At 29.3% G+C, this 24297-nt stretch carries 25 protein-coding genes, 1 tRNA gene and 1 other RNA gene; 17 read left to right on the top strand and 10 right to left on the bottom strand.

What is annotated here, in order from left to right; genetic code table 11:
* Window positions 1-471, bottom strand: a 471-nt coding sequence (locus PKV21_03435; GenBank protein ID HOM26540.1) for an ATP-dependent Clp protease proteolytic subunit, incomplete at its 3' end; no start/stop codon positions are given.
* Between the two features lie 96 nt (window positions 472-567).
* On the opposite strand from PKV21_03435, the gene PKV21_03430 reads away from it, so the two are divergent.
* Window positions 568-652, top strand: a tRNA-Ser gene (locus PKV21_03430).
* Window positions 653-727: 75 nt separating this feature from the next.
* Here PKV21_03430 and PKV21_03425 read toward each other — a convergent pair.
* The 9 genes from PKV21_03425 to PKV21_03385 are packed head-to-tail and all read right to left on the bottom strand — an operon-like array spanning window position 728 to window position 7922.
* Window positions 728-1492 carry a sugar phosphate isomerase/epimerase gene (locus PKV21_03425; GenBank protein HOM26539.1) on the bottom strand — a complete coding sequence of 255 codons (765 nt, stop codon included), beginning with the start codon at window positions 1490-1492 and terminating at the stop codon, window positions 728-730.
* Between the two features lie 15 nt (window positions 1493-1507).
* Window positions 1508-2614 carry a Gfo/Idh/MocA family oxidoreductase gene (locus PKV21_03420; GenBank protein ID HOM26538.1) on the bottom strand — a complete coding sequence of 369 codons (1107 nt, stop codon included), beginning with the start codon at window positions 2612-2614 and terminating at the stop codon, window positions 1508-1510.
* Window positions 2615-2665: 51 nt separating this feature from the next.
* Entirely contained in the window at window positions 2666-3289 is a 624-nt protein-coding gene (locus PKV21_03415; protein HOM26537.1) for a phosphopantothenoylcysteine decarboxylase, read from the bottom strand.
* Window positions 3271-4353, bottom strand: a complete 1083-nt coding sequence (gene prfB, locus PKV21_03410) for a peptide chain release factor 2 (GenBank protein ID HOM26536.1) — start codon at window positions 4351-4353, stop codon at window positions 3271-3273. Before prfB ends, PKV21_03415 begins: the two co-directional genes overlap by 19 nt.
* On the bottom strand, window positions 4346-5335 hold the full coding sequence (gene obgE / locus PKV21_03405; GenBank protein ID HOM26535.1) for a GTPase ObgE: 990 nt from the start codon (window positions 5333-5335) through the stop codon (window positions 4346-4348). Before obgE ends, prfB begins: the two co-directional genes overlap by 8 nt.
* Window positions 5328-5588: a hypothetical protein gene (locus tag PKV21_03400; protein ID HOM26534.1), complete on the bottom strand. Its 261-nt coding sequence runs from the start codon at window positions 5586-5588 to the stop codon at window positions 5328-5330. The genes obgE and PKV21_03400 overlap by 8 nt, the downstream gene beginning before the upstream one ends.
* Window positions 5578-7026, bottom strand: coding sequence for an excinuclease ABC subunit UvrC (locus PKV21_03395; GenBank protein ID HOM26533.1), 1449 nt, complete (start codon window positions 7024-7026; stop codon window positions 5578-5580). The genes PKV21_03400 and PKV21_03395 overlap by 11 nt, the downstream gene beginning before the upstream one ends.
* A complete protein-coding gene (locus PKV21_03390; protein ID HOM26532.1) occupies window positions 7004-7276 on the bottom strand; it encodes a DUF1844 domain-containing protein in 273 nt (90 codons plus the stop codon). The genes PKV21_03395 and PKV21_03390 overlap by 23 nt, the downstream gene beginning before the upstream one ends.
* A gap of 46 nt (window positions 7277-7322) precedes the next feature.
* Window positions 7323-7922 carry a site-2 protease family protein gene (locus tag PKV21_03385; GenBank protein ID HOM26531.1) on the bottom strand — a complete coding sequence of 200 codons (600 nt, stop codon included), beginning with the start codon at window positions 7920-7922 and terminating at the stop codon, window positions 7323-7325.
* A gap of 151 nt (window positions 7923-8073) precedes the next feature.
* Here PKV21_03385 and rplM point away from each other — a divergent pair, with 151 nt between their 5' ends.
* The 16 genes from rplM to murF all read left to right on the top strand — a co-directional run.
* Window positions 8074-8523: a 50S ribosomal protein L13 gene (gene rplM / locus PKV21_03380; protein ID HOM26530.1), complete on the top strand. Its 450-nt coding sequence runs from the start codon at window positions 8074-8076 to the stop codon at window positions 8521-8523.
* The gene (locus PKV21_03375) at window positions 8520-9749 is read left to right on the top strand and encodes a homocitrate synthase (GenBank protein ID HOM26529.1); all 1230 of its coding nucleotides are present in this window, start codon (window positions 8520-8522) and stop codon (window positions 9747-9749) included. Before rplM ends, PKV21_03375 begins: the two co-directional genes overlap by 4 nt.
* A gap of 2 nt (window positions 9750-9751) precedes the next feature.
* On the top strand, window positions 9752-11005 hold the full coding sequence (locus PKV21_03370) for a 3-isopropylmalate dehydratase large subunit (GenBank protein HOM26528.1): 1254 nt from the start codon (window positions 9752-9754) through the stop codon (window positions 11003-11005).
* Complete coding sequence (gene gatA, locus PKV21_03365; GenBank protein HOM26527.1) at window positions 11002-12453, top strand: Asp-tRNA(Asn)/Glu-tRNA(Gln) amidotransferase subunit GatA; 1452 nt, start codon at window positions 11002-11004, stop codon at window positions 12451-12453. Before PKV21_03370 ends, gatA begins: the two co-directional genes overlap by 4 nt.
* Window positions 12450-14378 carry a hypothetical protein gene (locus PKV21_03360; protein ID HOM26526.1) on the top strand — a complete coding sequence of 643 codons (1929 nt, stop codon included), beginning with the start codon at window positions 12450-12452 and terminating at the stop codon, window positions 14376-14378. Before gatA ends, PKV21_03360 begins: the two co-directional genes overlap by 4 nt.
* A gap of 3 nt (window positions 14379-14381) precedes the next feature.
* A complete protein-coding gene (gene rfaE1 / locus PKV21_03355; GenBank protein HOM26525.1) occupies window positions 14382-15401 on the top strand; it encodes a D-glycero-beta-D-manno-heptose-7-phosphate kinase in 1020 nt (339 codons plus the stop codon).
* A 41-nt stretch (window positions 15402-15442) separates the two neighbouring features.
* Window positions 15443-16144: a C4-type zinc ribbon domain-containing protein gene (locus PKV21_03350; GenBank protein HOM26524.1), complete on the top strand. Its 702-nt coding sequence runs from the start codon at window positions 15443-15445 to the stop codon at window positions 16142-16144.
* The gene (locus PKV21_03345; GenBank protein ID HOM26523.1) at window positions 16144-16551 is read left to right on the top strand and encodes a ribonuclease HI family protein; all 408 of its coding nucleotides are present in this window, start codon (window positions 16144-16146) and stop codon (window positions 16549-16551) included. Before PKV21_03350 ends, PKV21_03345 begins: the two co-directional genes overlap by 1 nt.
* An RNA gene (gene rnpB, locus PKV21_03340) (RNase P RNA component class A) lies at window positions 16552-16899 on the top strand.
* Window positions 16900-16923: 24 nt separating this feature from the next.
* Window positions 16924-18150 carry an L-rhamnose isomerase gene (locus PKV21_03335; protein ID HOM26522.1) on the top strand — a complete coding sequence of 409 codons (1227 nt, stop codon included), beginning with the start codon at window positions 16924-16926 and terminating at the stop codon, window positions 18148-18150.
* Between the two features lie 76 nt (window positions 18151-18226).
* Window positions 18227-18664, top strand: a complete 438-nt coding sequence (mraZ, locus tag PKV21_03330; protein HOM26521.1) for a division/cell wall cluster transcriptional repressor MraZ — start codon at window positions 18227-18229, stop codon at window positions 18662-18664.
* Complete coding sequence (rsmH, locus tag PKV21_03325) at window positions 18633-19532, top strand: 16S rRNA (cytosine(1402)-N(4))-methyltransferase RsmH (protein ID HOM26520.1); 900 nt, start codon at window positions 18633-18635, stop codon at window positions 19530-19532. Before mraZ ends, rsmH begins: the two co-directional genes overlap by 32 nt.
* The gene (locus tag PKV21_03320; protein ID HOM26519.1) at window positions 19519-19857 is read left to right on the top strand and encodes a hypothetical protein; all 339 of its coding nucleotides are present in this window, start codon (window positions 19519-19521) and stop codon (window positions 19855-19857) included. The genes rsmH and PKV21_03320 overlap by 14 nt, the downstream gene beginning before the upstream one ends.
* Window positions 19838-21586, top strand: coding sequence for a penicillin-binding protein 2 (locus PKV21_03315; protein ID HOM26518.1), 1749 nt, complete (start codon window positions 19838-19840; stop codon window positions 21584-21586). The genes PKV21_03320 and PKV21_03315 overlap by 20 nt, the downstream gene beginning before the upstream one ends.
* Window positions 21564-23081 carry a UDP-N-acetylmuramoyl-L-alanyl-D-glutamate--2,6-diaminopimelate ligase gene (locus PKV21_03310; protein ID HOM26517.1) on the top strand — a complete coding sequence of 506 codons (1518 nt, stop codon included), beginning with the start codon at window positions 21564-21566 and terminating at the stop codon, window positions 23079-23081. The genes PKV21_03315 and PKV21_03310 overlap by 23 nt, the downstream gene beginning before the upstream one ends.
* Window position 23082: 1 nt before the next feature.
* The coding region (murF, locus tag PKV21_03305; GenBank protein HOM26516.1) for a UDP-N-acetylmuramoyl-tripeptide--D-alanyl-D-alanine ligase at window positions 23083-24297 on the top strand (1215 nt) is incomplete at its 3' end.

Raw genomic sequence — 24297 nt, 5'->3', positions numbered from 1 at the left:
TTTATCTGTTGCAACAGCACAGTAATATCCACCAGAAGTAGCAATATTTTCAAGAAGTGCAACAATCGGTTTTACCTTTTTCACTTCCAGTATTTTCTCATATATCTTTTCAACTTCAATTATATCTCCTCCAGGAGTATTTATTTGAAGGATTATTCCTTTTACTTTTTCATCCTGTTTAACATAATCAAAAGCGGCTTTAACTACTTCAGATATGCTTCTTGAATAATATTTTTCAGGATATCCGGTCATCTCTCCCTGAATTTTAATAAGTCCAATTTTATACTCTGCATCTTTATCTCCCGCAATAAATTTTTGTCTGAATTTTATTTCTTCTGGAGAGATAATCTGATTTATTGTAATTTTTGACTTTTCTGTTTTACAGGAAGAAAAGCGATTTAAAACAATAGTAAAGATAACCAAAACAATTACAATAGATGAAGCAAGTATCTTCTTTTTTCTCTGATTCATTTTTTTTATCCTCTATTAAAAATATTAACACTCTCAATAATTTTTTTCAATTTAATCTTTACAGACAAGAAAATAAAGGTTAAAATATTAAAAAGTGGAGGGTTAGTCTAATCGGTAAGGCAGCGGACTTGAAATCCGCCGTCCCTTTCGGGACATGGGGGTTCGAGTCCCTCACCCTCCGCTTTTTTCCAACCCGTTTTTCTCCCACCTTAAAGGTGGGCAGAGAAGAAGGTTGATAGACAAAGGATTTAAAAGATTAAATTTCAGAAGTAATTTTTTTGAAATTTTCATAGCATTTTTTTATACATTCAATAGGTGAATATGCATAACTTTCCTGTTCAATAATAAACCATTCAGTATTCCCAAAATCAAAACAAACTTTTACAAATTCTTTCCAGTTTATATCTCCTTCTCCTATAATTGCTTTATCATTTTTTGAAGAGAATTCTTTTACATGAACAGTTAATGCTCTTTTTGGATATCTTTTTATAATTTCTATAAGTTCTTCAGGTTTTGCCTCTCCTCTCATTGCATTTCCTGTGTCAAGTTGCATTACAACATCATGCACTGTATTTTTAAAAAATATATCCCAGGGATATTCACCATCAATTTTCTGAAATTCAACTGCATGATTGTGATATCCAACATACATCCCTTCTTTCCTTACTTCATCTGAAATTTTATTGAATAGTTTTGCTGCCTCTAACCATTTTTCTTTTGAATTTCTCATTTCTTCAGGTAAAATTGGAACAATCAGATATTTATTTCCTATAATCCTATTAAATTCAATTGTTTTTTTAAGTTCATCTCCAAGTAAAGTATCTATCCTTATATGAGTTCCAGCAACTTTTAAATTAAAATCATCAAGCATCTTTTTTATTTCTTCTGCACTTTTTTCATAATATCCAGCAAATTCAACCCCTTCATATCCAATTTTTGCCACTTCTTTTAAAGTCCCATAAAAATCCTTTGCACAATCATTTCTCACAGAAAACAACTGAACCGCTATTTTTACTTTCATCTTTTCCTCCTTTTTTTAAATTTTTAAAGCAGTTGATTTTGAATTCTGTTTTACTTCTTCTGCTGTTACTTCTCTTCCAAGAACATCTGATAAATAAATTCCTTCTGAAATCAACATTGTATTTAAAGCAATTTCCGCTGTTGGTAATAATTCAACCCTGCCCTGAAGAACAGCAATCCAGTGATGTTGTGGACTGTCATAAACATCTCCATTTTCATAAACATTGTGCCATCTGTAATCCAGTATATCAAGATTAAATGTGGCATCCATTGGCATATCTCCTTCTATATTTGTAAAGTATCTCAAAGGATTTAAACGAATCCCTCCCTTATTTCCAACTATGTATGAACTTTCAAAAGGGTCAAGATGTATTGCCCACGCTTCCACTATTTCCATCACTATATTATTCTTAAATTTAACAAATCCTATACCAAGTTCTTCTACATTGCAATTACTTATTTCTTTTCTTTTTTCATTAATTTCAACTTCCTGATAAGTTTTTCCACTTATTCTTAAAACTTCAGGATTTCCCATAAGATAAAGTAAATTTGCAATATGATAAACTCCCATGTCATATAAAGCACCACCAGCAGCAACTTCTTTTTGAACAAAAAACTTTGAACCGTATCCATCAACAAAAGGTCTTCCAAGTCGCCTGTAACCAGTACTTCTTCCGTAGTATATTTTTCCAAGATATCCTTTTTCAATTAAAATTTTTGCTGCTTTTGTTTCTTTTGAAAATAAAGTATTAAGTTGAATGTTTAAATATCTTTTTGTTTTTCTGGCTGTTTCATACATTTTTAAAGCATCTGCATAAGAACCAGCCATTGGTTTTTCACAGTATACATGTTTTCCTGAATTCAATGCTTCAACAGTAACAGGCATGTGTAGATTATTATGAAGACATACATCAACTGCTTCAATATCTTCTCTTTTCAAAAGTTCTTTAAAATCAGTATAATATTTCGGGATATTATGAGTTTCACAGACCTTTTTTGCTTCTTCCTCATTAACATCACAAACTGCCACAATTTCCGCATCAGGAATGACCTCATATTTTTTTATATGACTTTTACCAATCTGTCCAACTCCTATAATCCCAATTTTAACATTTCTATTCATTTTCACTCCTTTTTTCATCTGATTATATCAAAAATTTATCAAAAGTAAAAATTAGAAAAAAACTTCAAATATTTTAGGTGGGAGTTGTTCTTTTTTTATTTTAAAATTTATGACTTTACCATCTTTGAATATAAACCATACATCTGATTTTTTCCCTTTTCCAAAAAAATCAGGTGTATTTCCTATAATAAGGTCTAATTTCTTTTCTTTTAATTTTTTCTCTGCATTTTTTATAATATTTTCTGTTTCAAGTGCAAATCCAACAACTTTCTGACTTTCTTTTTTTATTTTTGCAACACTTTTAAGAATATCAGGATTTGGAATAAGTTTAAGTGTCCATTGATTTTTTCTTTTAAGTTTATTTTTGAATTTTCTAAAAGGACGCCAATCACTAACAGCAGCCGCCATTATTAGTAAATCAACTTTTGGAAAATTTTTTAAAATTTCTTTTTGCATTTCTTCTGCTGTTTCAACTTTAATTAATTTTACACCTTCAGGTGGTTTTAAATAAGTTGGACCGCTCACAAGAATAACATCAAATCCCTTTTTTTTAGCATATTCAGCAATTAAATAACCCATTTTTCCTGTGGAAGGATTACTTATAAATCTGACAGGGTCTATATATTCTCTTGTTGGTCCTGCACTTATAAGAACTTTTATCTTTTTGCCAGCCATTCTATCTCTGCCTCTAAAAATTCATCAATATCGCCGTCCATAACTCCTTCAATATTTGATGTTTCAACTTCAGTCCTGTGGTCTTTAACAAGTGTATAAGGACAGAAAATATAGGACCTTATCTGACTTCCCCATGTAATTTCTTTCTCCTGACTTCTTTTTTCTTCCTGACTTTTCCTTTTCTCTTCAAGATATAATTGATACAATCTACTTTTCAATATTTTCATTGCAATCTCTCTATTTTTAAATTGACTTCTTTCATTCTGACACTGAACAACAATTCCTGTTGGTTTATGTTTTATTCTTACTGCTGTTTCCACTTTATTTACATTCTGTCCTCCGTGACCACCAGCCCTGAATGTTTCAATCTCTATATCCTCATCCTTTATTTCAATTTTTATATCTTCTTTAACCTCAGGAATAACACTTACTCCTGCAAAACTTGTATGTCTTCTTTTATTGGCATCAAAGGGTGATATTCTAACAAGACGGTGAACACCTGTTTCTCCTTTTAAGTATCCATAAGCATTTTTTCCAGAAATTATTGCTGTTATTCTTTTCAATCCTGCTTCTTCACCAGGTAAAAAATCAATAACTTTTACATCATATCCTTTTTTTGACGCCCACTTACTGTACATTCTCCATAACATACTTACCCAGTCACACGCTTCTGTACCACCTGTCCCTGAATGCAATGTGATTATTGCATTATTTACATCTTCTTCCTTCCAAATATATTCAAATTTAATTTTTTTTATATTTTCTTCTAATCTTTTCAAAATTTCTTCACCCTCTCTTTCAAGTTCCTCATCGGTACTTTCCTCTATAAGTTCAAACAATGTTTCACTTTCTTTAATGTCTTTCTCAATTTCATCAACTAATTCTTTTTTTTCTTTTAAAGAAGTCCATAATTCTATTTTGTTTTTATCATCAAGAAATCCCTTTTCATGCATTTCTTTTTCAAGTAATTCAAATGTTTTTAAGTCCTCTTTAATTTTAAATTTTTCCTTTATTTCTTCCCAGTACTTTTTAATATCTTCTATTCTTTCCTTCAATTTAATCATTTTTCAATTCCTTCCATATTCTTTCAAGCAATTCTTTTATTCCTTCTCCTTTTAAAGCAGAAATAAAATATATTTCTTTAAAATAATCGGTTGCAAGTTTTATATTTTTCTTACTCTCTTCAAGGTCTATTTTATTTCCAACAACAATTTCTTTTTTTTCAACAAGTTTATCACTGTAATTTTTTAACTCTTTCCTTATATTCTGGTATCTATTTATTATACCATTTTCACTTAAATCTAAAAGGTGAATAAGAATTTTTGTTCTTTCTATATGTTTTAAAAATTTAATTCCAAGCCCTTTACCCTTTGAAGCACCTTCAATTAAACCGGGTATATCCGCTACAACAAAACTTCTAAAATCTCCGAGATCAACAAGTCCAAGATTTGGTTCAAGGGTTGTAAAAGGATAATCAGCGATTTTGGGTTTTGCTTTTGAAATTTTGGATAAAAGAGTACTTTTTCCACTATTTGGATAACCAATTATTCCAACATCTGCAATAAGTTTCAATTCAAGTTTTATTACTTTCTCTTCTCCAGGTTCTCCTTTTGTTGCTATTCTTGGTGCTTGATTTGTTGACGATTTAAAATGAGTATTACCGAGACCTCCTTTACCACCTTTTGCAACAATAACAGTATCACCTTCGTTAACAAGGTCTGATAGAAGAGTTTCTTCTCCATTTATAACCTCTTTTACAATTGTTCCACAGGGCACTTCAATTATTAAATCCTCTCCATCTTTTCCTTTCTTATTATTACTGCTTCCAGGTCTTCCGTTTTCTGCATAAAAATGTTTTTGAAAATGGAAATCAATAAGTGTTTTTTTATTTTTTACTGCTTTAAAAATTACATCTCCACCCTTTCCACCATCCCCTCCCCATGGACCTCCCTTAGGAATACACCTTTCTCTTCTAAAAGCAATACAACCATCTCCTCCTTTCCCACTTTTCACAAATATCTGTACTTCATCAATAAATTTAACCATTTTTTATATCTTCCTTAAATTTTTCAAGGTCTTCTTTTGTAATAAAGTCACATGATTTTAAAAACTCTACAATAAGATTTTTTGGCATTTTTATAAATTTCAGTATTTCCTTCTTTATCTTTTCTATTGATTCAGCATGTTCATTCCCTTCCTTTTCAATTTCCTTCATAATTCTTTTCAGATTTTCACCAATAAAATAAATACTTCCTATGCCAAAAATTAAAAATTTCTCAAAAATTTTCTCATTTTTCATTTGAAATCACCTCCCTTGCTTTTTCAATAATTTTTTCGGCTATTTTTTCATTTATTCCTATCTGTTTAAGTTGAACTACATTTAAATTTGCAATAAGATTTACATCAGGAAAATTCATAATAATTCTTTTTTTTGTTTTTTCACCAATTCCTTTTATTTCATCAAGAAAAGAAAATTTAAAATTTTTACTCCTTATCTTTCTGTGATAAGAAATAGCAAATCTATGGGCTTCATCTCGTATTCTCTGTAATAACTGCAATTCAGGTGAAGAAATAGGTAAAATTATACCCTCTTCACTCCACTCAACAAAAATTTTCTCTTCTCTTTTCGCAAGTGAAATAACAGGAATTTTTAAATTATACCTTTTTAATACAGAAACTGCAACTCCCAACTGTCCCTTTCCTCCATCTACAAGAATTAAATCAGGAATCTGTTTTTTCTCTTCTTCAGTATCAAATCTTCTTATTAAAACTTCTTCAAGCATTTTATAATCATCAATTCCTTCAACAGTTTTTATTTTATATCTTCTGTAACCATCTTTATATGGAATACCAGCAATAAAAGAAACCTTACTTCCAACAGCAAAATCTCCTGAAATATTTGAAATATCATAACCTTCTATTAAATTCGGTATTTTACTCAATTTCAAAATCTTTGAAAGATTGAATAAAATATTTTCTTCACTGTACCTATATAATTCCTCTTCCTCTCTCACAGGAAATTTTTCTGCCATTTCATTCAATAGAAACAACCTCTTTTTAATTTTATCTGCCTCTTCAAAATTCAACTTTTTAATCTCTTCCAGCATCCATTTCTTAAGTTTTTTTTCAAATTCTTTATATTTACCTTCAAAAAAAGCAATTATTCCTTCAACAAGTTTTTGATATTCTTCTTTTTTTATTTTGTTCTCACATGGACCTGAACATCTACCTATATGATACTGAATGCACAATTTTACTTTTCCAGTAGAAACATTCTTTTTACAGTTTCTGACAGGATAAAATTTTCTCAAAAATCTGACTGTCTCTTTCAAAAGTTTTTTATTTGTAAATGGACCAAAATAAATTGCTTTATCTGTTTTTTTCTCTCTTACTATCTGAACTGAAGGAAATTCTTCTTTTGTTATCTTAAGTAAAGGATAACTTTTATCATCCTTTAAATTTGTATTATATTTTGGCTTGTATTTTTTTATAAGTTGATTTTCAAGAATAAGACCTTCCGCTTCTGAAATAACAGGAATAACTTCAAAATCATATATTTTTTCAGCAAGTGCAAGGATTTTTGTATTGTTCCCTGAAGGAGAGAAATAAGAACGAACTCTTTTTAATAAAGAAGATGCTTTGCCAACATAAATAACATTACCTTCTTTATCCTTCATTAAATAAACACCAGGAGAATCGGGTAATGTTTTTAATTTAAGTTTTATTTTCTGATTCATTTTCCTTTTTTCCCTTAGAAACTTCCTCAACATAATTTAACTGTAAATCGGCAATTGCAGAGTTTAAAAATTTATCTTCTTCTTCTGTTAGGTTCCCTTTCGTTTTTTCTTTCAATGTTTCAAGCAATTCTATTACCTGTTTTGCAATCTCAAGATTTTTTTCTGTTTTACCTGTCAGAGGGTTTGAAATTTTACCAAGTGCCTGCCATCCCATCTCTGCAAAAAAACGAACAATTATATTAAATTTCATAAACCCTCCTTTTTTAAATAGATTATACCGGAAAAAAAATTTTGTTTTAAAGATTAATGAAAAAATTTGTGAGAGATTGACTTAAAGGAGAAAGCCAGTTCAAAAACCCTGTCATTGCAAGAAGTAGAACTAAAAATAATCCATACCTTTCAATTTTTTCATATCCAAACCTTAATTTGTAAGGTAGTAAAACAGCAACTACTCTTGAACCATCAAGTGGAGGAATTGGTATTAAATTAAAAAAAGCAAGAATAAAATTGATAAAACTTCCCATTTTTAAATATCCACTTACAATACTGGATGGAAAAAGTTTATAAATAAAAGCAAAAATAATTCCAAGAAGAATATTGCTTAATGGTCCGGAAATTCCAACAGTTATCATACCTGTTCTATAATTTCTAAAGTAATAAGGATTTATTGGAACAGGTTTTGCAACTCCTATTAAAATAGGAAAATGTAAAACAATAAGAAGGAAAGGAAGAAGAAGTGTACCAACAGGGTCTATATGTGGAATTGGATTTAAAGTAAGTCGTCCCATATATTTGGCTGTTGGGTCTCCATTTTTTAATGCAGCATACCCATGTGATACTTCATGAACAATAATAGAAAAAAATAAAATAACTAGAAAAATTAAAATTTCTATCATATTTTTTCCTCAAAAATCTTTTTACTTAATTTATATTTTTTTCTACTTTCTGTCAATCTTAAATTTTATTGACGAAAATTTTTTTTTCAGTTAAAATTAATTAAATTTAAAAAACCGATTACCTGTTTTTTATATCAACACAGGAGGAAAAATGACAAAAACACAGGTTCCAAAGAAAGAAAGAATAAAAAGAAAATGGTACATTGTTGACGCAGATGGACAGATTCTTGGACGGCTTGCAAGTAAGGTGGCTAAAATCTTAATGGGAAAACATAAACCAATTTATACTCCGAATGTTGACACAGGAGATTTTGTGATAGTAATAAATGCTGAAAAGATAAAGGTAACAGGAAAAAAATTAACAGATAAAATTTATTACAAACATATTACAGGATATCTTGGACATTTAAAAGAAGAAAAACTTATCTCATTATTAAATAGAAGGCCAGAAGCAGTTATTAAACTCGCTGTTGAGGGTATGCTTCCCAAAAATTCTCTTGGTAGAAAAATGTTAAAAAAGTTGAAAGTTTATAGAGGAACAGAACATCCACATAAAGCACAGAAGGCGGAAGTTTTAAATCTTAAGGAGGTGAAAATATGAATAAAATATATTTTATAGATGTTACAAATAGGGATGGTGTTCAAACAGCACATCTTGGGCTTGCAAAACTTGAGAAGACGATGATTAATATTTATTTAAATCAGATGGGAATATTTCAGAGTGAAGCAGGTTTTCCTGTAACAAAGCATGAGATAAATTACCTTAACGCAAATATGAATCTTGTGGAAAAAAAAGTTTTACATCCTATAAGAATTTCAGGTTGGTTAAGAGCGATTACAAGTGATGTAGAAGAAGCATTTAAAAATATACCGAAATTAAAACATGTAAATCTCTCAATTTCCACATCTGAACAGATGATAATGGGCAAATTTCAAGGAAAAATGGGTTTTGGAGAAGTAATAAAAGCAATGGTTGAAGCAGTAAAAGCAGCAAAAGCACTTGGAGCAGAGACAATTGGAGTTAACGCAGAAGATGCTTCAAGGACAAAAATAGAAAATTTAATAGAATTTGCACTTGCAGCAAAAGAAGCAGGTGCGGATAGAATAAGATATTGTGATACACTTGGATATGATACTCCTTTTACAATATACGAAAATATTTACAAACTTGCTGAAAGTACAAAAATGCCTATTGAACTTCACTGTCATAATGACATTGGAATGGCTGTTGCTTGTTCTATTGCAGGAGCAAAGGCAGCGATTGATGCAGGAGTTGATGCATATATAAACACAACAATTAATGGAATGGGCGAAAGAGCAGGAAATGCTGACCTTGTTTCTTGTATTCTCGCAATTAAATATGGAGCAGGTATGAATAAATATAAACTTGATGAAAATATAAATTTAAAAATGGCATGGAAAATTACCCATTATGCTTCATATGCATTCAAAGTCCCAATTCCAATAAATCAGGTTGGTGTTGGTAAAAATGCATTTACTCATTCTTCAGGTATTCATGTTGATGGAGCTTTAAAGGATAGAAGAAATTATGAACTTTATGATTTTGAAGAACTTGGAAGAGGAGAGCCAGAAATAGTTGAGACAGGAAGGATGATTATACTTGGAGAATATAGTGGAATTAAGGGTTTAAGAAATATATATGGTAAACTTGAAATTGAATTTAAGGATGATGATGAAGCAAGAAAAATTCTTGAACTTGCAAGATATGCAAATGTTCATAAACAGAAACCAGTTACTGAAGATGAATTGATATTTATTGCAAAATATCCTGAAGAAGCACGTCTTTTAATGACAATGACACCTTAAAAATGGGAAAAACAATAGTTGAGAAAATCTTATCCTCTCATTCAGGAAAAGATGCAAGAAGTGGAGAAATAGTTCTTGCTAAAGTTGATTTTTTAATGGCTCAGGATGGAACTGCGCCTTTGGTAATTAAAAGTTTTGAAAATCTTGGAATAAATGAGGTTTTTGACCCGAAAAAATCTGTATTTGTAATTGACCATAACAGTCCAAGTCCAAATGAAGGGGTTTCCTCTTTACATAAATTGATGAGAGAATTTGCAAAGAAATATGGTATAGAAATCTTTGAAGTTGGAGAAGGTGTATGTCATGTTCTTCTTCCAGAAAAAGGAAAGGTAAAACCTGGAGACCTTGTTTTAGGTGCAGACAGTCACACTCCAACTTATGGTGCTTTAAACTGCTTTGCAAGTGGAGTTGGTTCAACAGACCTTGCAATAGCACTTGTAACCGGCTCTTTATGGTTTAAAGTACCTGAAACAATAAAGATAGAAATAACAGGGAAAATTCCTTTCGGAATTTTTGGGAAAGATATTGCATTATATATAGTAAAAAATTTAAAAGCAGAAGGAGCAATTTATAAATCAGTTGAAATAAAAGGAGAAGTAATAAAAAATTTATCTATGGATGAAAGATTTACACTATGTAATTTAACAACTGAAATAGGAGCAAAATGTGGGATTATGGAATTTGACGAAAAAACAAAAGAATACATGGAAAAAAGAAGAATAAAAGAATATACTCCTGTTTTTCCTGATAAAGATGCCACTTATGAAAGTATTTTTAATTTTGATATTTCAAATATATCACCTCAAATAGCAAAACCACATCAGGTTGATAATGTATGCAATGTTGAAGAAGTTGAAGGAACAGAAATAAATCAGGGTTTTATAGGTACATGCACAAATGGTAGAGTGAGTGATTTTGAAATTGCTGCAAAAATTTTAAAAGGAAAGAAAATAAAAAAAGGAATTAGATTGATATGTACTCCAGGCTCAAGAGAAATTTATCTTGAATGTTTAAAAAAAGGATACATTGAAATTTTGATTGAAAGTGGTGCATGTGTTACAAATCCTGGTTGTGGCCCTTGTGTTGGAACCCATCAGGGAATACCATCTGATGGAGAGGTTGTAATATCAACAGCAAACAGGAATTTTAAAGGAAGAATGGGTAATCCAAATGCCTTCATTTATCTTGCTTCTCCTGCAACTGTTGCAGCAAGTTGTATAGAAGGAAAAATAACAGACCCAAGAAAGTATTTATGAAAAGCGAGATTTTGAGTTTCAGTGTTTGTGAATTAAAGAAACTATATAAAAAAAAAGAGGTCAAACCATCAGAAGTAGTGTCATTATTGCTTGAAGAAATTTACAGAAAAGACAAAGATATTCATTCCTACCTTTATGTAACCGAAAAAACAATTGAAGAAGCGAAAAGGATTGACGAAAAGATAGCAAAGGGAGAGGAATTAAAAGAACTTGAAGGGATACCGGTTTCAATAAAGGATAATATCTGTACAAAAGGAATGCCAACAACATGTGCTTCAAAGATTCTTGAAAATTTCATACCTCCTTATGATGCAACTGTTATTGAAAGATTGAAAAATGCGGGTGCTATAATAATTGGAAAAACAAATATGGATGAATTTGCCTTTGGTTCTTCAACTGAAAATTCAGCATTTGGTCCAACAAAAAATCCTTTTGATTTAGAAAGAGTACCTGGTGGCTCTTCAGGTGGTTCTACTGCTTCAGTTGCTTCCAATCTATGTTTCGCTTCCCTCGGTTCAGATACAGGTGGTTCAATTAGACAGCCATCTGCTTTTTGTGGAGTTGTGGGGATGAAACCAACTTATGGAAGAGTATCAAGATATGGACTTATTGCTTTTGCTTCTTCTCTTGACCAGATAGGACCAATAACAAAAAATGTAAAAGATAATGCACTTATTTTAAAAGTTATAAGTGGTAAAGACAAATTTGATTCTACAAGTGTTGAAATTATGGTACCTGATTATATAAATTTTCTTGAGAAAGATTTAAAAAATATAAAAATAGGTGTACCAAAGGAATATTTTACAGAAGGGATAGAGAAAGAAGTAGAGGAAAAAATTTTAAAAGTTTTAAAAATTCTGGAAAATACAGGAGCAAAAATTGAAGAAATTTCTTTACCTCATACTTCTTATGGAATTGCTACATACTACATAATTGCAACAGCAGAAGCCAGTTCAAATCTTGCAAGATTTGACGGTGTAAAATATGGATATAGAACCCAGGATTATAAAAATTTAATGGAAATGTATATGAAAACAAGGGGTGAAGGATTTGGAGAAGAGGTTAAAAGAAGAATTATACTCGGTACTTATGTTTTATCTTCAGGTTATTATGAAGCATATTATTTAAAAGCACAGAAAGTAAGAACATTGATAAAAAATGACTTTGAAGAAGCATTTAAAAAAGTTGATGTAATAGTAACACCAACAACTCCTGAACTTCCTTTTAAAATTGGTGAAAAAAAAGACGAACCATTAAAAATGTATCTTTCAGACATTTTCACAGTGAATATAAACCTTGCAGGACTTCCAGCAATAAGTATACCTTGTGGTTTTTCATATAATAATTTACCTGTTGGTGTACAATTTATAAGTCCTTATTTTAAAGAAGAAAATATTTTAAATGTTTCTTATATAGTTGAAAATGAAATAAAAGGGGGGAAAATATGAACACTTTTTTCACAAAAAGAAGTTTTATAACAGGTATTTTATTCTCAATTTTAATTGCTTTTGTTGACCATTATTCCACAGATGTAATTCATGCTTCATATATGGCAATTGACCACATGCCTGCAGGTGCAATTTTCATATTTTTTATTTTAGTTTTCATAATAAACACTTTTCTAAAATTAATACAGAAAAAGATAAAGAAAAATATTGCTTTTAATCCAGGTGAATTACTTGTAGTATATTCAATGATGCTTGTTGCTTCTTCTGTAACTGAAATGGGATTGGGAAGTCAAATTTTACCAATAATTTCTGCACCAACATATTATTCAAGTCCCCAGAATGAATGGGAAAAACTTATAATTCCTTATTTGAAAAAAGTTCTCTTTGTTACAGATAAAGAGGCAGTGAAATATTTTTATGAAGGTCTCCCAAAAGGAATGGCAATACCCTGGAAAATATGGATTTTACCATTAATTTTCTGGCTCCCTTTTATTTTTACACTTTATTTTGTTATGATATGTATCGCTTCTATTTTGAGAAAACAGTGGGCAGAAAGAGAAAAACTTGTTTATCCTCTTACAATTTTACCAAAAGAAATGACCGAAGAAGGAAAAGGAATTTTACCTAATTTTTTTAAGAACCCATTAATGTGGTTTGGTTTTTCAATCGCCTTTATAATAGGAACATCTGTTGCCTTAAATTTCTATTTCCCTGCATTTCCTAAAATTCAACTTGTAAAAGGAATACCTATATTCAGAAGAACTCTTACTCTCAATTTCAGAGTTAGTTTTCCTGTTATGGGCTTTATTTATTTTATCAATCTTGATGTTGCTTTCTCTCTCTGGTTTTTCAATTTAGTTTTTAAAGTTATAAGAGGGATGTTTAATATCGCAGGAATTGTAAGTACTGAAAATGTTGGGATTTATGGATGTTCAGGAGAAGCAATTTTTGCACACCTTGGAATGGGTGCAATGATTATGATGATTGGCTATAGTTTGTTTCTCTGGAGACATCATTTAAAGGATGTTTTTGCTGGTGCAATAGGTAAAAAAGTTGATGATAAAGACGAAATTCTATCTTATAAAAGTGCTTTCTGGGGGATTGTATTTGGTTCTTTATTTATGATTTTATGGTTATTTTTTTCTGGAATGAAGTGGTATATCGCAGTTTTGTTTTTAATTTTTGCTTTTGTAATCTGGTTAACTTTAACGAGAATTGTATGTGAAGGCGGAATTCCAACAATGGTAGCAACAACAATTGCTTCTGCTCAAATTATCTCAATGTTCGGTTCCAAAAATTTAACTCCATTTACTATTATTGCTCTGGGATTAACATACATATATGCTGCTGATTTAAGAACATTCCCTCTTGCATCTACCTCAATGTCGCTTAAAATGATAGAAAAATCAGAATCTAATAGAAGACCGTTTTTCTGGTTTTTATTTTTAGCAATTTTTGTAAATATAATTACAACCTTAATACTTGAATTAAAACTTGCTTACAAATATGGTGGAATTAATTTAAATAACTGGTATTTTGTAGGCGGACCTCAGGCACCTTATAAATATGCTGCTGATATTATAAAAAATCCAACCTTACCAAATAAAATTGGATGGTTATGCAGAGGAATAGGATTTGCTGTAATGGGTATTTTGATTTTTGCAAGACAGAATTTCCTCTGGTGGCCTTTACATCCAATTGGATTTTTAATAGGTCCTGTATGGCTTATGGACCAGTTATGGTTTTCAATATTTGTTGTCTGGCTAATTAAAAAATTGATTTTAAAATATGGAGGGGCTCAAATTTATAATAAGTTTAAATATTTCTTTCTTGGACTGCCTCTGGGACTTTATACATGTGCAGGTGTCTGGTTTATTATTGATATGATTACAGGAAAACAGGGAAATGTAATTTTCTGGATATGATAGATGAAATTCAGTTTAGAAAAGATTATAAATCTTGAAAAAATTGAAAAAAATTTTAAAAAGTTCACTTTAAAAAAAATTTTAATAATTGGAGACATTATTCTTGACCACTATATTTTTGGAGAAGTAGAAAGGATCTCTCCAGAAGCACCTGTTCCGGTAGTAGAATTAAAAAATGAAAAATTCTTACTCGGTGGCGCAGGGAATCTTGCTTTAAATATAAAGAGTATGGGGGGGGAAATTTTCTTAATTTCAACAACTGGAAAGGATAAAAATGGAAAAATTTTGAAAGATATACTGAAAAAAGAAAAAATCAATTCATTTATTCTTCAAAGGGATGTCCCCACTATTGTTAAAACAAGAGTAATTGCAAAAAATCAACAAATTGTGAGAATTGATAGAGAAAAAATTGAAAAATTAAATAAAAAAGAAGAGGAAAAAATAAAAGATGTTATTTTGAAAGAAATTGAAAGTACAGAAATTATTGTTATTTCAGATTATGGTAAAGGAATTATCACTGAGGATATTATCAATTTTTTAAAAAAATTTAAAAAAAGAATAATTGTTGATCCAAAGCCAGAACACTTTAATTTCTATAAAAATGTTTTTTGTCTTACTCCCAATAAAAATGAAGCATGCCTTGGAATAGGAAAAATTAATGTTAAAGAATTAAAAGATATCATTCAAACAGGAATTGAAATAATAAAATTACTAAAATGTAAAAATTTAATAATAACTCTTGGAAAGGATGGTATGCTCATATTTAAAAATAAAGAGGAAATATATAAAATTCCTTCTATTGCAAAAGATGTTTACGATGTGACAGGAGCAGGAGATACTGTTTGCGGAATATTTTCACTTTATCTATCTGTAAGCAATGATATTTTAGAAAGTGCTATAATTTCAAACTTTGCTGCTGGAATTGTTGTTGGAAAAATCGGAACAGCAACAACAAACAAAAAAGAGTTTATTGAGTTTTTTAAAAAATCCTTTAAAGATATTTTTATTGAAAAAATAAAATAAAAAGTTTATAATTATTTATATTGACAACTGGAAAGGAAAAAATGATAAATGAAGAAATAGAAAAACTTTTGATTCTTCAGGAAATTGACAATGAAATATTTGAAAAAGAAAAAGAGATAAATGCATTTCCTGAAAAAGAGAAAAAATTAAACAAAGAAATTGAAGATATTGAAAAACAGATAAAAACTTTAAAAGATGATTTAAAAAAGTTGCAACTTGACAGAAAAGAAAAAGAACTTGAAGTCAGAAGTTATGAAGAAGAGTTAAAAAATCTAAATAAAAAACTTGATGAAGTGAAATCAAATAAAGAATATGAAGCCCTTCTGATTGAAATAACAAATATTAAGAAAAAAATTTCTGATATTGAAGAAGATATTCTCATTTTAATGGAAAAAGAAGATGATATATTGAAAAAAGAAAAAAGTTTAGAGGAAGAAATTAAAAAAACAAAGGAAAAAATTTCAAAGTTAATAGAAGAAGAAAGAAAAAAAATAGAAAATCTTAAAATACAGGTTGAGGAGAAAAAGAAAGAAAGAGAAAATCTTGTTAAAGAAATTGAATATAAAATTTACAGTTTATATGAAAAAATAAGGAAATCTAAAAAGGACAAAATAGCAGTGGTAAAAATTGAAAATGGGATATGCGGTGGATGTTATATGACCCTTCCTACCTTTATAGTGGAAAAAGTAAAAAAGAAAGAAGAAATTATTCAGTGTGAAAATTGCAGTAGAATTTTATTTTGATGGAAAAAATTCTTATCTATATTGATGGAGCATCAAAGGGAAATCCTGGTAAAAGTGCTTACGGAATAGTGATTTTTAAAAATGAAAAAATATATAAAAAAATTGGAGATTATATTGGAATCACAACAAATAACATAGCAGAATATCTATCTCTAATTTTTGCTCTAATAGAATGTCTACCATTTAGAACAGATGAAATTGAAGTAAGAAGTGATAGCCAACTTCTTGTCAAACAAATTACAGGAGAATATAAAGTAAGGGATGAAAAATTATTAATTTTTCATAAGATAGCAACTTTCTTATTTTCAAAGTATAATAATATAAAGATTATCCATATTAACAGAGAAGAAAATAAAATTGCTGATGAACTTGCAAATTCGTTCATTGAAAATAATGGTTTATTTTGAAGGAGTGACCGGGTGTCCGCCCATTAAAATTTTGGTGGGAGGAAAGTCCGGACTCCTGCAGGGAGGGTGGTTCCTAACAGGAACAGGTAGCGATACCTGGAAAGTGCCACAGAAAACATACCGTTCACCATATTCCGGTGAATAAGGGTGAAAAGGCGAGGTAAGAGCTCACCGTCCACTATGTGGTATAGTGGAGTATGGCAAACCCCACCCGGAGCAAGGTCAAGCAGAACCTATGGGTTCCCTGCCCCAAAAGGTTCGGGTAGACCGCACAGAGTCAGCAGGTAACTGCTGACCAAGATGAATGGACACCTAAAACAGAATCCGGCTTATAGGTCACTCCTTCGTTAAATTTTAAAATAGGAGGCATATATGAATTACGAAAAATGGATTGAAAATGGAATAAAACAACTTGAAGAAGAATTTGGAGAAAAAAAGGTAAAAAAAGCAATTGAATATGTAAAGAATTTTGAAGTTGAAATACCAAGTTGGATATTTGGAAATTTTGGTGGTGGAAGATTTGGAAATTATACCCCTCCAGGATTTGCAAGAAACATATATGAAAAAATTGATGATGCTTCATTGGTTCACAAACTAACTGGATGCACCCCCAGAATAGCAACACATATTCTCTGGGATTTCTCAAATGATGGAATTGAACCTGATGAAAAAATTGTTAAAGATGTTTATGAATATACAAAAGAAAAAGGAATTTCTCTTGGAGCCATAAATCCCACATATTTTCTTACTGGCTCTTATAGAGGAAGTTTTACCTCACCTGATAAAAAAACAAGAGAAAGATATATTGAACAAACTATTTTTGGGGCTGATATTTCCAAAAAATATGGAAATAAACTTTTAACATTATGGTTCCCAGATGGTTCTCTTTATCCGGGACAGATTAATTTGAAAGAAAATTATGAATTAATGAAAAAAACTCTAATTGAAAGTTATGAAAAAATTCCAGAGGATGTAAAAGTTCTTGTTGAATATAAATTATTTGAACCAGGAACTTACAGTACAACAATTCCTGACTGGGGAACATCCTATATCCTTACCCGAGCACTTGGGAAAAATGCAGGAGTTTTGATTGACCTTGGACATCATCCACATGGAACAAATATAGAACAAATAGTTGCTATTTTAATTTCAGAAAATATCTCATGCGGTTTTCATTTTAATACAAGATATGCGGCAGACGATGACCATGCAGTTGAACCCAATCTACAGATGGCAAGAATATTTTATGAACTTGTTAAGGGTAAAGTTATATGTAATAAAGAAAAGATAAAAAACTGGGCTTATATGATTGACCAGGCAAGTGGAAGAGAAAATAGATTTCATTCAATTTTACATTCAATAGATTCACTGCAAATTTCACTCGCAAGAGGTGTTCTTGTTGATGAAGAAAAATTAAAAGAATTTCAAGATAAGGATGAAATAATTCTTGCTAATAGAACTTTTAATTCTGCAACTTCTTTGTGCGATGTAAGACCTATTGTTTTTAAAGCAAGGTTGGAAAAAAATATTCCAATTGACCCCTTAAAAAGTTATATTGAAAGTGGATATCAGAAAAAAATAGAAGAAGAAAGAAAATAAAACCACCTTTTTTATAAAACAAAAAAATTTGACAAAAATTAAAAGTGGGTATTAAATTTTATAAAAAAGGTGAAAAATGGTATATTTTGGTGAATATAGGAGTGCCATAGAAAGCCAGGGAAGAGTGACCATTCCTTCTAAATTAAGACATTTAATAAAGGAAGAGGGAAGTAATATTGTTTACATAACTAAAGGAATAGAAAAATGTCTATTTGTTTTTCCTGAAAAAATTTTTGAACAACAGGTGGAAAAAATAAATGAACTCTCTTTTACAAAAGGAAATCCAAGAATTTTTACACGACTTTTTTATTCTGGCTCTTTCAGGGAAAAAATGGATAAACAGGGTAGAATTTTGATACCTTCACAGTTAATTGAATATGCAGGAATCAAAGAAAACATCGTTATAGTTGGTGCAGGTAAAAGGATAGAAATCTGGGATGAGTTAAACTGGAAAGAATTCTGGGAAAAATACGGTCCTTCTTATGGAGAAATTGCAGAAAAAATATGGGAATGAAGAACATTATCCTGTTTTAAAAGAGGAAGTTTTAAAATGGATGAATTTAAAAGACGGAGGAATTTATGTAGATTGTACATGTGGAGCGGGTGGACACAGTAAATATTTACTTTCTTCAGGTAAAAAGATTTTTTTAATTTGTATTGACAAGGACGAAAAAATGCTTGAAATAGCAAAAGAAAATTTAAAAAATTTTAAGAATTTTCAACTTATAAAAGGTGGTTTTGAAAATATAAAAGAAATTTTAGAAAATGAAAAAATTTATAAAGTTGATGGATTTCTCTTTGACCTTGGTTTTTCTCTGTTGCAAATTAAAGATGGAAAAAGAGGTTTCAGTTTTCAAATAGATGGACCCCTTGATATGAGATATGATACATCTTCCAATTTAACTGCTTATAATATTTTAAATAAATGGGAAAGAAAAGATTTAATTTATATATTCAAAAATTATGGGGAAATAAAAAACTGTGAAAAAATAGTTGATAAAATTATTGAAAGAAGAAGGGAAAAAAAATTTGAAACAACAAGAGAATTTTCTGATTTTATATGTCAGAATTTTAAAGAAAGGAAAAAAATACATCCAGCCACAAGATTTTTTCTTGCTTTAAGGATTGCAACAAATAATGAATTAAACTGTTTGAAAAGAGGACTTGAGAATTCATTATTTTTTTTAAAAAATTGGGGAAGAATTCTTGTAATAAGTTTTAATTCTCTTGAAGATAGAATTGTAAAAAATTTTTTCAGAGAAAAAAGTGAAATAAACATCTTAACAAAAAAACCAGTTATAGCATCTGAAGATGAGTTAAAAAAAAATCCTTTAAGTAGAAGTGCAAAACTGAGAGTTGGAGAAAAAAATGAAAAAAAATAAGAGAAATTTAAATAAATTTAGAAGGTTTTTATTTTTCACAGCCATTGGTTTTTTTCTAACTGTCTATGTTTTTTTATACTTGAAGATAATATATATTGGCTATGAAACAGACAAATTAAAAGAAAAATATGATTTTTTAAATCTTTTAAATAAGAATTATAATCTACAAATTATAAAACTAACAACACCTGAAAATTTAATAAAAATTGCAAAAGAAAAAAACATTAATCTTATAGTTCCAAAAAACTGGTGCTATTTAGAAATAAAGGAAGAAAATGTACAGGATACTAAACAAACGGGGATTCTTGAAGCAGAAACAAGATGATATTTTTGAAAGAAGAATTAGATATACAAAACTTATTTTTTTTACGGGTTTTCTGTTAATTTTCTGTCAACTTTTTAATCTTCAGGTAATAATGTACTCAAAATATAAAATAATTGAAAGGAAAACTAGATATGCAAAAATAAAAGTTCTTGCAGAAAGAGGTAAAATTTATGATAGATGGGGAAATCTTCTTGCTTTTAATTTACCAAATTATTCTTTATATTTTGATACATGGATGATTCAAAAATTAAAAGAAAAAAATCCAGAATATTTAAACGAATTGAAAAATAAACTGTCCGAAATTCTTAAAATAGATAAAAAACAGATAGAAGAAAAGATGAATGAACCATATGCTTTAATCAAAAAAGATATTGAAATTGAAGAATATGAAAAAATAAAAAAAACAAATCTTAAAGGTATATACTTTGAAAGAAAATATAAGAGAGTTTATCCTTATGGAAGACACGCCTGTCATATACTTGGCTATACAGATATTGATGGAAAAGGACTTGAAGGAGTTGAATATTTTTATGATTCATTTTTAAAAGGAAAAGATGGGATATATCTTGTATTAAAGGATGGACTGGGAAATTTAATTCCTTCTATTAAAAAAACTCTTATAAAAGAAGAAAAGGGAAAAGACATTGTCTTAACAATTGATTCAGATATTCAATTTATTGTTGAAGAGGAAATTAAAAATGGATATGAAAAATTCAGTCCAAAAAATATTTCTGTTATTGTAATGGATGCTGACACAGGAGAAATTCTTGCTCTTGCAAATTATCCTGATTATGACCCAAACAATTTTTCAAAATTTGATTTATCAATTATAAGAAATAAATGTGTTACCGACCTTTTTGAACCAGGTTCGGTATTCAAAATTGTTACTGCTGCCGCTGCTATAGAGGAAAATATTTTTACTCCAGATTCAACAATAATGTGCGAATATGGGAAATGGTTTGTAAGAGATCATTATCTTCATGATGTTCACCCTTATGGAATTTTAACATTTGAAGAAACAGTTGTTAAATCAAGTAATATTGGGATTGTTAAAATTGCAATGTCTCTTGGAGAAGAAAAACTCTATAAATATTGCAAAAAATTTAAATTTGGGGAAAGGACAGGAATTGACTTACCGGGAGAAATAGGAGGTATATTCAGACCACTTGAAAACTGGTCTTCATATTCAATTACAGCCATACCTATAGGACAGGAGGTTGGAATAACTTCAATTCAGGGAATAAGAGCAATTTCTGTATTTGCAAATGGTGGATATCTTGTTAAACCTCATATAATAAAAGAAATCAAAGACGAAAAAAGTTATGTAATTAATAATTATGAGGATGAAAAAGAACAGATTTTATCAACAAATACAACAAATATTGTAAAAGAAATGTTAAGAAAAGTTGTTAGTTCAGAAGGAACTGCCTCCTCTGCCAAAATTGATGGATATATCATATGTGGGAAGACAGGAACTGCTCAAAAAGCAGTGAATGGAGGTTATTTAAAAGGAAAATATGTTTCTTCTTTTGTAGGATTTTTATTGAGTAAGAAAAAAAATATAGCAATATCAGTTAATGTAGATGAACCAATGGGAACTTATTATGGAGGGCTTGTTGCTGCTCCAATATTCAGGGATATACTTGTAAGAATAATAAATTATTATCAAATACCTCCTGAAAAAGATTTAAAAATGGTATATAAAAATGAAACTAAAGGAACTAATTAAAGATATCAAGAAAAAAAAGGTTTTTAATCTTAATAATTTTGAAGTTGAGGGAATTGCTTATGATTCAAGAAAAATTAAAGAAAATTATGTTTTTATTGCAATAAAAGGAACAAAACAGGATGGCCACAACTTTATAAATGAAGCCATTGAAAGAGGAGCAAAATGTGTAATCGTAAGCAAAAGACCTTCAATTATACCTGCAGATATTACAGAAATTGTTGTTGAAGATACTAAAAAAACATTGAGTGAGATTGCAAATATTTATTATGATTTCCCTTCAAAAAAATTAAATATTGTAGGAATAACAGGAACAAATGGAAAAACAACAACAAGTTTTATAATAAAAGAAATATTAAATGAAAATGGAATTAAGGCAGGTCTTATAGGAACAATTTTTTATGAAATAGGAGAGAGAAAAATTGTATCAACAAATACAACTCCTGAATCACTTGATTTAATTGAAATGTTTTCTGAAATGTTAAAAAATGGTTGTAAGTGGGCTGTTATGGAAGTTTCTTCTCATGGAAGTGAACAGAGAAGGATAGAAGGTATTGACTTTAATGCTGGAATCTTTACAAACATTGCTTCCCATGAACATCTTGATTATCATAAAACATTTAAAAATTATTTAAATGCAAAACTTCTTTTATTTACGAGATATTTAAAAGACAGTGAAAAAAAGGAAAAATACGGAATAATTAATTTAGATTCTCCCTATGCGAAAGTTTTCATCAAGGGATGTGAAAAAAATGGTATTAAATGGATAACATTTGGTAAAAACAGGAACTCAAATGTAAAACTTTTGAGTTATAGAGTAGAAAAAGGAGGAAACTATTTAGAAATTGCAATTGAAAATGAAAAATTATTTTTCAATAGTAAAATTAGTGGACTGGGGAATGTATATAATTTACTTGCAGGAATTGCATTTTCTTATATTTATAAAATTCCTTTTGAAACAGTTCAAAAAGCATTTTTAAAGATTGAAAATGTACCTGGAAGATTTGAGTTTATTGATGAAGGACAGGATTTTTCAGTTATTGTTGACTATGCACATACTCATCATGCACTGAACAATTTATTACTTTCTGTCAAAAGTTTAAGACCAAAAAGAATAATACTCATTTTTGGATGTGGAGGAGATAGAGATAAAAGTAAAAGACCTTTAATGGGAAAAATTGCAGTAAAAATGGCTGATTTTGTTATTATCACATCTGATAATCCAAGAACAGAAGACCCAATTAAAATAATAAAAGATATTGAAAGAGGTATTCCATTTTATCTCAGGAAGAAATATGTTGCAATCCCTGATAGAAAAAAGGCAATATACGAAGGCATTTCAATGGCAAAAAGTAATGACTGTGTTGTTATAGCGGGTAAAGGACATGAAGCATTTCAAATATTAAAAGATGTCACAATCCCTTTTGACGATAGAGAAGAAGCAAGAAAAGCAATAAAAGAAATAATTAATAGAAAAAAGGAAGAAAAATTACTTTAAAATGGAAAAAGTTAAATTGAGTGAAATTATAAAGTGGTGTAAAGGAAAGGTTAACAAGAAGTTTAAAGATTTTTTTATAGAAGGAATTTCAACTGATTCAAGACAGATTAAAAAAGGAGAAATTTTTATTGCTTTAAAAGGCGAAAAATATGATGGTCATGATTTTGTAAAAGATGCATTTAAAAAAGGAGCAGTAGCTTCAATTGTATCCAGTGATTACATAGGGAACGATAATTTACTGATAAAAGTAAAAGATACTCTATACGCACTTGGAGATATAGGTAAAAATTATAGAATTAAATTAAATATGCATGTTATTAATATTACTGGGAGTGATGGTAAAACAACTACAAAAGAAATTATAAAAGAAATATTATCAGAAAAGTTTAATACAACAGGAACAATTGGAAATTTTAATAATCAAATTGGTCTTCCCCTTTCTATTTTACAGGCAGATAAAAAAACAGAAATTGGTGTTTTTGAAATTGGAATGAATAAAAAGGGAGAAATTGATTATTTAAGTAAAATATCTGCACCAAATTCCTGTGTTATAACAAATATTGGAGTGGCTCATATTGGTTTTTTTAAAAATAGAAAAGAACTGGCAGATGCAAAATCGGAAATTTTTGGTAATCTTATTAAGGAAAAAAATGTTTTTCTTAATAAAGATAGTGATTTTTTTTATTATTTAAAGGGAAAAACAGATACAAAAAATTTAATTACAATTGGTGTAAAGAAAAATGCAGATATAACAGGAGAAATTATTGAAGAGGAATTTGATTATTTCATATTTGAATACTCTGGAGAAAAATATAAAATGAATTTCTGGAATACTTCTTTCATTTATTCTGGGCTTTTTGGTATCGCTTTTGGGAAAAAATTTGGAATATCAGAAAAACATATAAAAAATGTTTTATACGGACTTAAACCACTCAAAGGAAGGGGAGAATTTATAAAGGATGATATTTTTATAATTGATGAGAGTTATAATTCAAATCCAAATTCTTTAAAAAATTCTTTGTTGTCATTTGAAAGAAAAAAATTTAAAAGAAAAATAGCAATTATAGGAGATATGGCAGAACTCGGAAAATTTTCAAACTTTTATCACTGGTATATAGGAAATTTGATTAGAAATTTAAAAATTGATATTATTTTTACCTTTGGAAAAGAAAGTAAAAAAATTTCAGAAGTTTCTGGAAAAGGAAAACATTTTTAT

The sequence above is a fragment of the bacterium genome (genome assembly GCA_035371905.1).
Taxonomy (GTDB): Bacteria; Ratteibacteria; UBA8468; order B48-G9; family JAFGKM01; genus JAMWDI01.
The sequence above is the reverse complement of the archived record's forward strand: the minus strand, read 5'-3'. Positions and strand labels throughout refer to the sequence as shown.

What these genes read in the sequence shown, in the direction of transcription:
- PKV21_03375 (HOM26529.1), top strand. Translation starts at nt 8,520, where the DNA reads ATGAATAAAATATATTTTATAGATGTTACAAATAGGGATGGTGTTCAA.
- PKV21_03385 (HOM26531.1), bottom strand. Translation starts at nt 7,922, where the DNA reads ATGATAGAAATTTTAATTTTTCTAGTTATTTTATTTTTTTCTATTATT.
- PKV21_03420 (HOM26538.1), bottom strand. Translation starts at nt 2,614, where the DNA reads ATGAATAGAAATGTTAAAATTGGGATTATAGGAGTTGGACAGATTGGT.
- prfB (HOM26536.1), bottom strand. Translation starts at nt 4,353, where the DNA reads ATGATTAAATTGAAGGAAAGAATAGAAGATATTAAAAAGTACTGGGAA.
- PKV21_03320 (HOM26519.1), top strand. Translation starts at nt 19,519, where the DNA reads ATGAAAAAAAATAAGAGAAATTTAAATAAATTTAGAAGGTTTTTATTT.
- mraZ (HOM26521.1), top strand. Translation starts at nt 18,227, where the DNA reads ATGGTATATTTTGGTGAATATAGGAGTGCCATAGAAAGCCAGGGAAGA.
- PKV21_03345 (HOM26523.1), top strand. Translation starts at nt 16,144, where the DNA reads ATGGAAAAAATTCTTATCTATATTGATGGAGCATCAAAGGGAAATCCT.
- PKV21_03335 (HOM26522.1), top strand. Translation starts at nt 16,924, where the DNA reads ATGAATTACGAAAAATGGATTGAAAATGGAATAAAACAACTTGAAGAA.
- PKV21_03390 (HOM26532.1), bottom strand. Translation starts at nt 7,276, where the DNA reads ATGAAATTTAATATAATTGTTCGTTTTTTTGCAGAGATGGGATGGCAG.
- PKV21_03425 (HOM26539.1), bottom strand. Translation starts at nt 1,492, where the DNA reads ATGAAAGTAAAAATAGCGGTTCAGTTGTTTTCTGTGAGAAATGATTGT.
- PKV21_03395 (HOM26533.1), bottom strand. Translation starts at nt 7,026, where the DNA reads ATGAATCAGAAAATAAAACTTAAATTAAAAACATTACCCGATTCTCCT.
- gatA (HOM26527.1), top strand. Translation starts at nt 11,002, where the DNA reads ATGAAAAGCGAGATTTTGAGTTTCAGTGTTTGTGAATTAAAGAAACTA.
- rfaE1 (HOM26525.1), top strand. Translation starts at nt 14,382, where the DNA reads ATGAAATTCAGTTTAGAAAAGATTATAAATCTTGAAAAAATTGAAAAA.
- rsmH (HOM26520.1), top strand. Translation starts at nt 18,633, where the DNA reads ATGGAGAAATTGCAGAAAAAATATGGGAATGAAGAACATTATCCTGTT.
- PKV21_03350 (HOM26524.1), top strand. Translation starts at nt 15,443, where the DNA reads ATGATAAATGAAGAAATAGAAAAACTTTTGATTCTTCAGGAAATTGAC.
- PKV21_03415 (HOM26537.1), bottom strand. Translation starts at nt 3,289, where the DNA reads ATGGCTGGCAAAAAGATAAAAGTTCTTATAAGTGCAGGACCAACAAGA.
- rplM (HOM26530.1), top strand. Translation starts at nt 8,074, where the DNA reads ATGACAAAAACACAGGTTCCAAAGAAAGAAAGAATAAAAAGAAAATGG.
- PKV21_03310 (HOM26517.1), top strand. Translation starts at nt 21,564, where the DNA reads ATGAAACTAAAGGAACTAATTAAAGATATCAAGAAAAAAAAGGTTTTT.
- PKV21_03400 (HOM26534.1), bottom strand. Translation starts at nt 5,588, where the DNA reads ATGAAAAATGAGAAAATTTTTGAGAAATTTTTAATTTTTGGCATAGGA.
- PKV21_03370 (HOM26528.1), top strand. Translation starts at nt 9,752, where the DNA reads ATGGGAAAAACAATAGTTGAGAAAATCTTATCCTCTCATTCAGGAAAA.
- PKV21_03360 (HOM26526.1), top strand. Translation starts at nt 12,450, where the DNA reads ATGAACACTTTTTTCACAAAAAGAAGTTTTATAACAGGTATTTTATTC.
- obgE (HOM26535.1), bottom strand. Translation starts at nt 5,335, where the DNA reads ATGGTTAAATTTATTGATGAAGTACAGATATTTGTGAAAAGTGGGAAA.